At 67.2% G+C, this 11,060-nt stretch carries 10 protein-coding genes; 3 read left to right on the top strand and 7 right to left on the bottom strand.

Translation table 11 applies throughout. The annotated features are described in order from the left end of the window. Positions 1 to 136: 136 nt before the first annotated feature. Together ACWF0M_RS31610 and thrS are read left to right on the top strand one after the other, a co-directional pair. On the top strand, positions 137 to 982 hold the full coding sequence (locus ACWF0M_RS31610; protein WP_452239389.1) for an acyl-CoA thioesterase: 846 nt from the start codon (positions 137 to 139) through the stop codon (positions 980 to 982). Positions 983 to 1,140: 158 nt separating this feature from the next. After that, complete coding sequence (thrS, locus tag ACWF0M_RS31615) at positions 1,141 to 2,388, top strand: threonine--tRNA ligase (RefSeq protein ID WP_452239390.1); 1,248 nt, start codon at positions 1,141 to 1,143, stop codon at positions 2,386 to 2,388. A 33-nt stretch (positions 2,389 to 2,421) separates the two neighbouring features. On the opposite strand, the gene ACWF0M_RS31620 is transcribed toward thrS, so the two are convergent. Genes ACWF0M_RS31620 through ACWF0M_RS31635 form a run of 4 tightly spaced genes read right to left on the bottom strand, consistent with a single transcriptional unit; the run spans position 2,422 to position 6,644 of the window. Then, on the bottom strand, positions 2,422 to 3,279 hold the full coding sequence (locus tag ACWF0M_RS31620; RefSeq protein ID WP_452239391.1) for a MaoC family dehydratase: 858 nt from the start codon (positions 3,277 to 3,279) through the stop codon (positions 2,422 to 2,424). A gap of 1 nt (position 3,280) precedes the next feature. After that, entirely contained in the window at positions 3,281 to 4,627 is a 1,347-nt protein-coding gene (locus tag ACWF0M_RS31625; protein ID WP_452239392.1) for a 3-oxoacyl-ACP reductase, read from the bottom strand. 8 nt (positions 4,628 to 4,635) lie between these two features. Next, positions 4,636 to 5,913 carry an acetyl-CoA C-acetyltransferase gene (locus tag ACWF0M_RS31630; RefSeq protein WP_452239393.1) on the bottom strand — a complete coding sequence of 426 codons (1,278 nt, stop codon included), beginning with the start codon at positions 5,911 to 5,913 and terminating at the stop codon, positions 4,636 to 4,638. Then, entirely contained in the window at positions 5,910 to 6,644 is a 735-nt protein-coding gene (locus ACWF0M_RS31635; RefSeq protein ID WP_452239394.1) for a TetR/AcrR family transcriptional regulator, read from the bottom strand. The genes ACWF0M_RS31630 and ACWF0M_RS31635 overlap by 4 nt, the downstream gene beginning before the upstream one ends. An 84-nt stretch (positions 6,645 to 6,728) precedes the next feature. Here ACWF0M_RS31635 and ACWF0M_RS31640 point away from each other — a divergent pair, with 84 nt between their 5' ends. Next, positions 6,729 to 8,078 carry an acyl-CoA dehydrogenase family protein gene (locus tag ACWF0M_RS31640; protein ID WP_452239395.1) on the top strand — a complete coding sequence of 450 codons (1,350 nt, stop codon included), beginning with the start codon at positions 6,729 to 6,731 and terminating at the stop codon, positions 8,076 to 8,078. Positions 8,079 to 8,090: 12 nt separating this feature from the next. On the opposite strand, the gene ACWF0M_RS31645 is transcribed toward ACWF0M_RS31640, so the two are convergent. From ACWF0M_RS31645 to ACWF0M_RS31655, 3 genes are all read right to left on the bottom strand, one after another. Next, on the bottom strand, positions 8,091 to 8,765 hold the full coding sequence (locus ACWF0M_RS31645) for a tyrosine-type recombinase/integrase (RefSeq protein WP_452239396.1): 675 nt from the start codon (positions 8,763 to 8,765) through the stop codon (positions 8,091 to 8,093). Then, positions 8,708 to 9,379: a phage integrase central domain-containing protein gene (locus ACWF0M_RS31650; protein WP_452239397.1), complete on the bottom strand. Its 672-nt coding sequence runs from the start codon at positions 9,377 to 9,379 to the stop codon at positions 8,708 to 8,710. Before ACWF0M_RS31650 ends, ACWF0M_RS31645 begins: the two co-directional genes overlap by 58 nt. 511 nt (positions 9,380 to 9,890) lie before the next feature. Then, on the bottom strand, positions 9,891 to 10,091 hold the full coding sequence (locus ACWF0M_RS31655) for a hypothetical protein (RefSeq protein WP_452239398.1): 201 nt from the start codon (positions 10,089 to 10,091) through the stop codon (positions 9,891 to 9,893). Positions 10,092 to 11,060: the final 969 nt, after the last annotated feature.

Raw genomic sequence — 11,060 nt, forward strand, 5'->3', positions numbered from 1 at the left:
TTGCACAGGTTATTGCCTGTGCAACGCCCCCGGTTCCTGCGCGAACTCCCGGCGATTGGTCGCCCGCCGGCGGCTACGTGACGGTTTCCACAGTGGGTACGTCGTTGCGCGGCGGCCGGGGCTGTCAGGATGAGGCATGCCTGAGTCGCTGGAGGATCTGGTCGAGTTGCTCGACCTGGAGAAGATCGACGTCGACCTGTTCCGTGGTCGTCAGCCACAGACCTCGATGCAACGGGTGTTCGGGGGACAGGTGCTCGGCCAGGCGCTCGCGGCGGCCGGGCAGACCGTCGACGCCGAGCGCGTGGTGCACTCGCTGCACGGGTACTTCCTGCGCGCGGGCGACACGTCCGTGCCGATCGTGTACCGCGCGGAGCCGACCCGCGACGGCGGATCGTTCAGCAGCCGCCGGGTGGTGGCATCGCAGAACGGGAAGCCGATCTTCTACATGTCCGCCTCCTTCCAGCGCCCCGAGCCCGGCCTCGATCACCAGGACCCGATGCCGGACGACGTCGTACCGCCGGAAGAGGCGCCGCGACTCGCGACCGTTCTCGAGGCGCGATCCGGACGGCCGGCCGCCGACTGGGACAAGGAGTGGGCGGCGCTCGACGTACGCCTCGCCGGAGTCACCGGCCGGCAGTTCTGGATAAGGGCCGCCGGCAAGCTTCCCGACGATCCGGGCTTGCATGCGTGCGTTCTCGCCTACGCCAGCGACCTGACGCTGCTCGGCGCCAGCCTGCTCCCGCACGGCATCGTCATCGGCGACCGCCGCATCCAGCCCGCGTCGCTGGACCACGCCCTGTGGTTCCACCGCGAGTTTCGCGCCGACGAGTGGATGCTCTACGACCAGGCCTCGCCGTCGGCGTCCGGCGCCCGCGGCTTCGCCACCGGCCGCCTCTTCACCGAGTCCGGCGCCCTCATCGCCTCGGTAGCCCAGGAGGGCCTGATTCGCCCGGTCGGCCTGGACTCCGATCTGCTAACGTAGAAACGTGATCAAGCGCGCAGTAGTCACGACGACGCCGGACCTCGTCCTGGCGCGCTGACATCTGACTGTCTGACCAAGCCCCGGGGCGAGTGCCCCGGGGCTTTGTCGTGCTCCGTGGGTTCTCGCCTCAACCCCTCGCCTCAACCCATGGAGGAATCATGTACGACCACCGCAAACTCGGCCGCGAGCTCGGCCTGTTCGACTCCGACCCGCTGATCGGCGCGGGACTGCCGTACTGGCTGCCCGCCGGCGCCGCCGTCCGGCACGCCTTGGAGAGCTACATCGCCGAGGTGGAACGAAGAGCCGGCTACCAGCAGGTCTATTCACCGGTCCTCGGCAAGCGCGAGCTGTACGAGATCTCGGGCCACTGGGCGAAGTACCACGAGGACATGTACCCGCCGATGGACATGGGCGGCGAGCAACTGGTGTTGCGACCCAGCATCTGCCCGCACCACGCACTGATGTACCGCTCCCGCTCGCATTCCTACCGCGAACTCCCGCTCCGCTTCTCCGAGCTCGGCGGGCAGTACCGCGCCGAACTCTCCGGAGCGATCGGCGGCCTGAGCCGGGTCCGCGCGATGCAACTCAACGACGCCCACATCTTCTGTCGCCTCGACCAGGTGGCTTCCGAGGCCGCTGATGCGCTGAGCTTGATCAATCAGGCGTACGCCGACATGGGCATCAGCGTGTCACGCTACGTCCTCGCGCTCCCTTCGGACGACGCCGAGTTCAACAGCCCGGCCAGCAAGTACGTCGGTGACGCGGCGAGCTGGGCGAAGGCCGTCGAACTGCTTCGCGAGGTGCTGGAGAACGCGGGCGTCGAGTACGAAGACGCGCCGGGCGACGCCGCGTTCTACGGGCCGAAGATCGACATCCAGCTGGCGGATTCGGCCGGCCGCGAGTTCAGCCTGTCGACCGTCCAGATCGACTTCCACCAGCCGGAGCGGTTCGGCCTCGAGTACATCGGTGCCGACGGCAACAAGCACCGTCCGGTGATGGTGCACCGGGCGATCGTCGGGAGCATCGAGAGAGCGGTTGCTCAGCTGATCGAGGTGCACGGCGGCGCGTTCCCGGCGTGGCTGGCCCCGGTACAGGTCGTCGTACTGCCGATCTCCGACGCCGAGGAGAAACTCGCCGCGGAGGTCGCCCGGAGAGCGTCGGACCGCGGTCTCCGGGTCGAGGTCGCACACGCCGACGAGGGCAGTTTGGGCGCCCGGATCCGCGAGAACCGGTTGGCGCCGTACCAGGCCGTCATCGGTTCCCGCGAGGCCGAGGCCCGCCAGCTCGCGGTCCGGGAACGCGACGGTCGACGCTGGGATCCGGCCCCGATCGGCGAGGTGCTGGATCGGATTCGGGCGGCGGCGGATCCCCATGCAGGCAGAAGTCACGATTCGGGCGGGAAATGAGCATGTCCGAGGGGGTTCTGCCTGCGTGGCGGTTCAGTTCGCCTGCAGTTGCCCGATCAGGTGGGTCACGTCGTGCCCCTCGTCGTACAGCGCGAAGTCGACCGTCTTGCCGGTCTGCTGATACCCGAACCCGACCCGGGACGGCAGCAGCAGCGGTTTGCGGAAGTCCACGCGGACCGTGAAGGCGTCCGGCAACGCGCCGGCGCGCTGGATCGACGCGAGCGCGGCAGCCTTGGCCCACATCCCGTGCGCGATCTGGCGTGGGAACCCGAACGCCTGAGCAGTCAGCTTGAACAGGTGGATCGGGTTCCGGTCGCCGGATGCCGCGGCGTACCGGCGGCCGAGGTTGCCGCGCAGGTCCCACCACGCGCTCGGGCTCAGCACCGGATCGGTCAGCAGATCGGCGTGTGCGTTGGGCGTCCCGGACGTGCGGCTGAGCAGCGTGGTGAGATCGCTCCACACCAGTTCGTGATCGACGAAGACCTCGCTGATCACATCGAAGACGGTGCCCTTCGGGTGCTGCCGTTCCGCCGTACTGTGCACGCGGATCGCCGGCTCGGCGTGCAGCGGGATCGGCTGCTTCTGCGTGATCGTGTTGGACAGATGCACGATCCCCATCGGCTTGTACGGGAACGAGGGATCGGACATCAGATCCAGATGCAGCGGGAACGCCAGAACATGCGGGTACGTCGGGGGCAGCGCGGGACCCGCCGCGAACCCGGTGACCTCGCGATACGCGGTGAGGTGGTCCTGGTCGATCGCCGACCGGGGCAGCTCAAGCGTCAGCCCGTCCTCGTTCGGTTCGTAGTCGGCCCGTCTGAGCGTGGCCCGGACGGTGCGCGCGTAGAGCGAGCCGAGGCCGGGCGAGTCGTCGTACCGCCGGGTCGGCATCTCAGGCGCCCAGCATGCTCTGGCCGCAGACCCGGACCACGTTGCCGGTCACGCCGGCCGACGCCGGATCCGCGAACCAGGCGATCGTCTCGGCCACGTCGATCGGCAGACCACCTTGCTGCAGCGAGTTGATCCGCCGCCCGACCTCGCGGATCGTGAACGGGATCTTCGCGGTCATCTCGGTCTCGATGAACCCGGGCGCGACCGCGTTGATCCGGATCTGCCGCTCGGCCAGCGCGGGCGCCAACGCCTGCACGAGACCGATCACCCCGGCCTTCGAGGTCGCGTAGTTCGTCTGGCCGTTGTTACCCGCGATCCCGGCCATCGACGACACCCCGATGATCGAGCCGCCGTCACGGAGCGCCCCGGATTCGACCAGGTGCTTGGTGATCCGCTCCGGCGCGCGCAGGTTCACGTCGAGTACGGCGTCCCACGCGTCGGTGCGCATGTTGACGAGCCGCCGGTCCCGGGTGATGCCGGCGTTGTGGACGACGATGTCGAGCCCACCGTGCTGCTCCTGCGCATGCGCCGCGATCCGCTGCGCCGCGTCGACCGCGGTCACGTCGAGGAGGAGCTCGGTGCCGCCGATCTTGGAGATCACCTTGCGCAGCGGGTCCGCGTTCTGCGGTACGTCGACGCCGATGACGGTCGCGCCGTCACGGGCGAGCGTGTCGGCGATCGAGGCGCCGATACCACGGGCCGCTCCGGTCACGAGCGCCGTACGGCCTGCGAGCGGGCGGGTCGGGTCGTTGCTGACGAGCGGTCCGGTCCCGATCCGGGCGACCTGACCGTCGACGTACGCCGACTTGGGGGAGAGGAAGAAGCGGAGCGTCGAGTCGAGTTGCTCGTGCGCGTCCGGGGCGACGTACACGAGATTGACCGTCGCGCCGCGCTTCACCTCCTTGCCGAGACTGCGCGTGAAGCCCTCGAGCGCGCGCTGGGCGACGTGCTGCTCGGGGGAGCTCGCGAGTTCCGGCGTACGGCCGACGACGATCACCCTGCCCGCCGCAGCGAGCTGGCGGACAACGGGGGAGAAGAAGCGCTGCAGGCTGGTGAGGTCCGCGGTCGAAGCGGCGCCGGTCGCGTCGAAGACGATCGCCTTCGGCCGGATCGTGCTGGACGCGACGCCTTCGGTCACGGTGCTGAACGAGGCGCCGATGTCGCGCAGCAGCGCCTGGATCGCCTTGCCGGCGTCGGTCTCGCCGATCGCGCCGAAGACGACCGGCCCGTCGATCACCGGCGAACCCTCGGTCCAGCGGGGCAGCGGCGTCGGGTCGGGCAGACCCAGGTTCTTCACCAGCGTCTTGCCGAGCGGCGTCGTGGTGAAGGTCTGGTAGCGATCCGTCATCTCAGCTCCTACTTCTCGAGGATGGCGACGACACCCTGGCCGCCCGCGGCGCAGATCGAGATCAGGCCCCGGCCGCCACCGTTCTCGTCCAGTTGCTTGGCCAGCGCGGCGACGATCCGCCCGCCGGTCGCCGCGAACGGGTGACCCGCGGCGAGCGAGCTCCCGTTCACGTTCAGCTTGTCCCGGTCGATCTCCCCGAGCGGCGCGTCCAGGCCGAGCCGCTCCTTGCAGAAGATCGGATCCTCCCACGCCTTCAAGGTGGACAGCACCTGGGAGGCGAACGCCTCGTGGATCTCGTAGTAATCGAAGTCCTGGAGGGTCAGACCGGCTCTTTGGAGCATTCTCGGCACCGCGTAGGCAGGAGCCATCAGGAGCCCTTCGGCGCCCTTCACGTAATCGACAGCGGCGGTCTGCGAGTGGGTCAGGTACGCGAGCGGCCGCAGACCGTGCTGCTCCGCCCACTCGTCGGTCGCCAGCAGTACGGCCGAGGCGCCGTCGGTCAGCGGGGTCGAGTTACCTGCCGTCATCGTCGCGGTCTCGCCCTTGCCGTACACGGTCCGGAGCGTCGCGAGTTTCTCGAGTGTGGTGTCGGGGCGCAGGTTCTGGTCCTTCTCGAGGCCTAGGTACGGCGTGATCAGGTCGTTCTGGAAACCACGGTCGTACGACTTCGCGAGGTTGATGTGGGAGTTGTACGCGAGCTCGTCCTGCGCCTCCCGGGTGATGCCCCACTCGAGCGCAGTCAGCGCGGCGTGGTCGCCCATCGACTTACCGGTCCGCGGCTCGGCGTTGCGAGGGATCTCGGGTACGACGTCCCTCGGGCGGACGCGGGCGAGCACCTTCAAGCGGTCCGGGTACGTCTTCGCGCGGTTGAGGTCGAGCAGCACGTTGCGCAGGTGGTCGTTGACGCTCACCGGTGCATCGGATGCCGTGTCGACACCACCCGCGATCCCCGCCTCGATCTGGCCGAGCGCGATCTTGTTGCCGACCAGGATGGCCGCCTCCAGACCGGTACCGCAGGCCTGCTGGATGTCGTACGCCGGGGTGGTCGGGGCGAGCTTGGACCCGAGGACCACCTCACGCACCATGTTCCAGTCGCGGGCGTGTTTGAGGACTGCTCCGGCGACCACCTCTCCCACCTCCTGCCCACCGAGGCCGGCGCGGTCGACGAGACCGTTCAGGGCGGCGGCGAGCATGTCGGAGTTGGAGGCGTGCCGGTAGGTCTTGTCCTGGCGGGCAAACGGGATCCGGTTGCCGGCGACCACGGCCACCTTGCGCGGTTCGGTCACGATATGTCTCCTGCTCTAGCGGAGCGGGTCTTCTTGGTTGTCAGGGCAATCTGTCCCACCGCGGTGGCGAGCGTCGCGGTGATCGCGGTCGACCGGACGGTGCCGACATCGGCATGATGCACCACCGGGTGTCCCGGTTGGCTGCCCGACACGATCAGCCCGACCCTTGCCATGTGCAACGATCCGAGCGTCTGCGTGTAGAGATGGTTGGCCAGGTACGCCGTGTCGACCTCGTCGAACACGCCCGCACGCTGACCGGCTTTCAGGATCACCGCGATGCGGTCCAGTGGCGCGGCCATCGCCGTACCCAGTTTGACCATCACCGGCTCGGTGATCTCGCCGAACAGCTGCTCACCGGTCCTGCGGAGCAGGCTCATCGCACAGTCGGTGAACGCCGGATACTGCAGGCAGAAGTCGACGAACGTCTCGCTCAGGCTCTTGAGCCGGTTGAGCGGTTGGCGGCGCGGATTGTCGGCTGTCGCGAGCCGCTGGTCCAGCTCTTCGAGGTAGTCGACGAGCGTGAGCGCGAACAGCTCTTCCTTGCCGGCGAAATGCCGGTAGATCAGGGCCTTGTTGATCCCGACCCGCTTGGCGATATCGTCGATCTGCGCGTCGATCGTGCCGCGCTCGTCGAAGATGTCCCGGGTGGCGCGGATGATGTCCCGCTCGCGGTCGCGCCGACGCTCCGCCGTCGTGCGGCGGCGTCCGATCGCGAGCAGCGCGGAGCTCATGATTCGATCTTAGCCACAGTGGTACCTCTTGATGCAAACGACAGTTACACTCGTCGGTAACATCCCCGCCTTTGTGAGGACCTGATGAGCGACCCTGTTGTGTCCGCAGACGTGATGTCGCTGGCCGGCGAACTCGGCGCCGAGCGTTCGAAACCGGACTGGAGCACCTTCTCGCTGGCGATCAACGACGACCAGCGCGAGATCCGGGACTGGGCGCACACGTTCGCCGCCGACGTCATCCGGCCCGCCGCGGCCGAATGGGACGAGCGGGAGCAAACGCCCTGGCCGATCATCCAGGAAGCCGCGAAGGTCGGCATCTACGGCCTCGACATGAACATCAACCTCTTCGTCGACCCGACCGGCCTGTTGATGCCGCTCGTCCACGAGGAGCTGTTCTGGGGCGACGCCGGCATCGCGATGTCGCTGAAGGGCACCGGACTCGCGTCGTCCGCGATCTTCTCGAACGGCACGCCGGAGCAGTGGAGCCAGTGGATGGGTCGCTGCTACGGCACGCCTGACGACGTACGCGTGGCCGCGTTCTGCTCGTCCGAGCCCGGTGCGGGGTCCGATGTGTCCGCGATCCGTACGCGGGCCGTGTTCGACGAGCGTTCTGGCGAGTGGGTCATCAACGGCCAGAAGGCGTGGGCCACGAACGGTGGCATCGCCGACATCCACGTCGTCGTCGCGACCGTCGACCCATCACTCGGCACGAAGGGCCAGGCCGCGTTCGTCGTACCGAAGTCCGAGGTCCGCGGCCTGGAGCAGGGCACGAAGCTCCGCAAGCACGGTCTGCGCGCCTCCCACACCGCCGACGTCTTCTTCGACAACGTCCGCATCCCCGCCGAAAACGTCCTGGGCGGCAAAGAGAAACTGGACGCCCGCATAGCCCGAGCCCACGAAGCCCGCACCGCCGCCTCTGGTTCGGCTTCGTCTGGTTCGTCCTCCGGTACGGCGGGCCGCAACGCCTCGATGGCCACCTTCGAAATGACCCGCCACATCGTCGGCGCCCAAGCCATCGGCATCGCCCGCGCCGCCTACGAAGTAGCCCTCGACTACGCCAAGACCCGCGAACAGTTCGGCCGCCCGATCATCGACAACCAGGGCATCGCCTTCAAACTCGCCGACATGGCCATGGAGATCGACGCCGCCCGCCTGCTCGTCTGGCGAGCCGCCAACATGTCCGCCGCCCTCATGCGCGGCGAAACCCCCGACTACCGCCACGGCGAAGGCTCCATGGCCAAACTCAAGGCCGGCGAAGTAGCAGTCAAGGTCACCGAAGAAGCCATCCAAATCCTCGGCGGCAACGGCTACACCCGCGAATACCCCGTAGAACGAATGCACCGAGACGCCAAGATCTACACCATCTTCGAAGGCACCTCCGAAATCCAACGCCTGGTCATCGCCCGCGCGATCTCAGGCATGCGAATCCGCTGACGTTTCCGCAGGTCAGAGCCCGATTCCAGGGTCGTCGAGAGACTGGCCGCCGTCGAGTTCCCAGTGGGCTGAGGGGGACCGGCCGGTGGCCAGCTCCGTCACAGCTCCGTGAGCTTCCATCGCGAACAACCGGGCGCGCCGCGAGTCAACAGCCTTCCGCGCCCGCTCGTGGGATGACGGCAGCATGCGGGTGTAGAGCCGGAGCGTGAACCCTGGGTCGCCATGGCCCAGGTACTGCGCCAGCTCCTTGATGTTGACGCCGTCGGCCAGGGTGATGCTCGCGTAGTAGTGCCGCAGCGCATGCATCCCGTTCTCCCGACTGGAGACGTGCTGCCGCCTGCCCCGCGCGTCCTTCGTCGGCTCCGGTATGACGCCAGCGTGAAAGAGCGCCGGCTTCCACACGAGCTCGTCGTACGTCCGCGCCCGGATGTGCTTGTCGTCAGTCCAGCGGAACAGCAGGTTGACGGTGTGCGGCTTCCCGTCGATCTTCTCCCACGGCAACGTGTAGGCCCGCGGCTTCGCGGTCTGGATGTACTCCGTGAGCATCACCGCGAAACCCTCTGACATCGGCACGCTCCGCTCGTCGTCGTTCTTGGGCAGCGCGAACACGAACTCCCTGCCGAGCTTGTTCACCTGTCTCCGGACCCGGAACACCATCTCGTCGAAATCGACGTCCTCCTCCGCCAACCCGAACAAGTCTCCTTGCCGCAGCCCGCACGCAGCACTGACCGAGGCGATCGGCCTGTACTGCGGCGAATGCCCTCGACGATCCGCAGCACAACCTCGTCGCTCCAGGCAGTGGTCTTCCCGCCCTTCTCCGCCGGCACCTTGACCACCCGTGCCTTCGCCGGATTCCGCTTGATCGCCTCATCATCGACGGCCACCTCCAGCGTCCCATGCAACACGAGGCACGCCGTACGCGCCGTAGACGACCCGAACCGCGCATCCAGCCCCGCGACCCACGCCGAGATCTCCGACGGCTTGATCGTCCTGATCCGCCGCCGTCCGAACACCGGACTCACATGCAAGCGAAGCGCCGACTCGTACTTGATCGCACTGGCTGGATCCACCACCCGCGAAGCCAACCACCGCCCCGCAACCTGCTCAAATCGAACCTTCCCAGCCTCCGGATCGATGTACTCCCCACGCTCCCGATCCGTCTCCATCGCAGCCCCATGCCGCTCCGCAGCCGTCTTCGTCCCAAACGCCTTAGACCGCTCCCCCCTCCGGATCCACCCACCCCGCCAGCCACCGCTTCCCCCGCCCCCACTTGGCAGTCCGAACCCGCCCAGCCGTCCCATCCGACTGCTTCACCGCCCGAGTCCATTGATCCTTCACGTACGCCATCGCGCCGCACCTCCACCGTGTCGATGTGCGGCATCTCAACGTTTGGAGTGTGGAGAGAATCGACCGTTGTCCGTAAGGCGGCAGCCCGCCACGGATGCCCCGCACTCCCTCGTATCTGCGGTGCGCGCATTGGCGGTTCGTTCTTCCCATGCCCTGTAGCCCTGGCCTCTCCATGCAGCGGTTGTGATGGGAGTGCGAACAGTGGATCTGACTGGAAAGCGGTCGCGCGGTTGGTCGGTACTGCGATCAGCGCAAGAACTGGACTGCGACGGCTGCAACCCACGCGCTGATGATCCTTGCCTCATCGCCCACCACGAAGGTCCACATCGCGACGAGGCGGGAATCGAGTGGCTCGATGACGGTGACCTCCGCCAGTCCTGACTGGCTCAATCCTCAGCGCCGAAACATCTGCGATCCGTCAGCACTCCGCTGGGTCCCTAAGCGTGGTGGTCCCGACGGGATCGCTCAACGCGCGGCGGACCCGGCTGCGATCTTCTCCACAGCTTTGACGATGTGTGGCGCGAGCTTCAACACGTACTCGCGGCGATCGGTTGGTAGTGCCAATGCGATGAGCGCTAGAGCTCCGAAGAGAACGAGCAACACGGTCAGCGGTACGACGCCGACGAGCAACCGAACTCCATTGCCAGTTGGTGTCATCGGGAGCATCGGCTCTCCCAGAACTGCGCGCCCGGCCGCACCGGTCGAGAGCAAGGTGTTCGTGTGATCCGGAGCCCCATGCCCAGAGGCTCGTGAGCGATCCGAGACAGCGCCTGCTGCAGGTTCAGGACGCGACGCATGCAGCTGGACGCAGGTCCATCGGTGCGTTCGAAGTTGTGACATGTCGTGGGTCTTTCGTGCATGAGTTCTCCTGGCGCGAGCTTGATGAGGTGCCAACGGCTGGAGCCGGCATAGCGCGGACTACTTGGCGGGAGTCGCGTTGAGGCGACATGTTCTGACGATTGCGTCTGGGGCTGTCCGGCGTTGCCCGCAACCCTTGACTCAGTGCGTCGACACCGACTGTAACTCAAACACGGTTTCGTGCTGGATCTTCGGGAGGCGCGAAAGCCCTATAGATAAAGGGAATCGGTCCAACGGGAGCGATTGGGGTCGAGCGGACGTGTTACCGAGGGTAGTCGACTGGTGAATTGGCCACGGATGTACCGAGGTCCTCTCTGGGACTCTCAAGGTCCGCTGAAGACCGGAATCTGTGCGATAGAAACGTGTGGGTAAAGCGGGCCGGCGCGCGTCGGGTGGACGCTCCGCGGTCGGGACTAGAACGTTCCGGTGCACCGGAACGGAATGGAGCGGTACCGGTGCACCGGAGCGGTACCGGAGTACCGGAACGGAATGGAGCGGTACCGGAGTACCGGAACGGAATGGAGCGGTACCGGAGTACCGGAACGGAATGGAGCGGTACCGGTGCACCGGAACGGAATGGACAGGACCGACGGGCCGGTCAGGACGACCAGACAGGATGACCGGACAGGACGGGACGAGGGCGGACTGAGGCGGGACCGGACAGAACGGCGGACAGGACGGGCGGGACCGGACAGAACGGCGGACAGGACGGGCGGGACCGGACAGAACGGCGGACAGGACGGGCGGGACCGGACAGAACGGCGGACAGGACGGGCT

It is taken from the genome of Kribbella sp. NPDC055110 (genome assembly GCF_053607525.1).

What these genes read in the sequence shown, in the direction of transcription:
- ACWF0M_RS31655 (WP_452239398.1), bottom strand. Translation starts at nt 10,091, where the DNA reads ATGCTCCCGATGACACCAACTGGCAATGGAGTTCGGTTGCTCGTCGGC.
- ACWF0M_RS31610 (WP_452239389.1), top strand. Translation starts at nt 137, where the DNA reads ATGCCTGAGTCGCTGGAGGATCTGGTCGAGTTGCTCGACCTGGAGAAG.
- ACWF0M_RS31650 (WP_452239397.1), bottom strand. Translation starts at nt 9,379, where the DNA reads ATGGGACGGCTGGGCGGGTTCGGACTGCCAAGTGGGGGCGGGGGAAGC.
- ACWF0M_RS31635 (WP_452239394.1), bottom strand. Translation starts at nt 6,644, where the DNA reads ATGAGCTCCGCGCTGCTCGCGATCGGACGCCGCCGCACGACGGCGGAG.
- thrS (WP_452239390.1), top strand. Translation starts at nt 1,141, where the DNA reads ATGTACGACCACCGCAAACTCGGCCGCGAGCTCGGCCTGTTCGACTCC.
- ACWF0M_RS31625 (WP_452239392.1), bottom strand. Translation starts at nt 4,627, where the DNA reads ATGACGGATCGCTACCAGACCTTCACCACGACGCCGCTCGGCAAGACG.
- ACWF0M_RS31620 (WP_452239391.1), bottom strand. Translation starts at nt 3,279, where the DNA reads ATGCCGACCCGGCGGTACGACGACTCGCCCGGCCTCGGCTCGCTCTAC.
- ACWF0M_RS31640 (WP_452239395.1), top strand. Translation starts at nt 6,729, where the DNA reads ATGAGCGACCCTGTTGTGTCCGCAGACGTGATGTCGCTGGCCGGCGAA.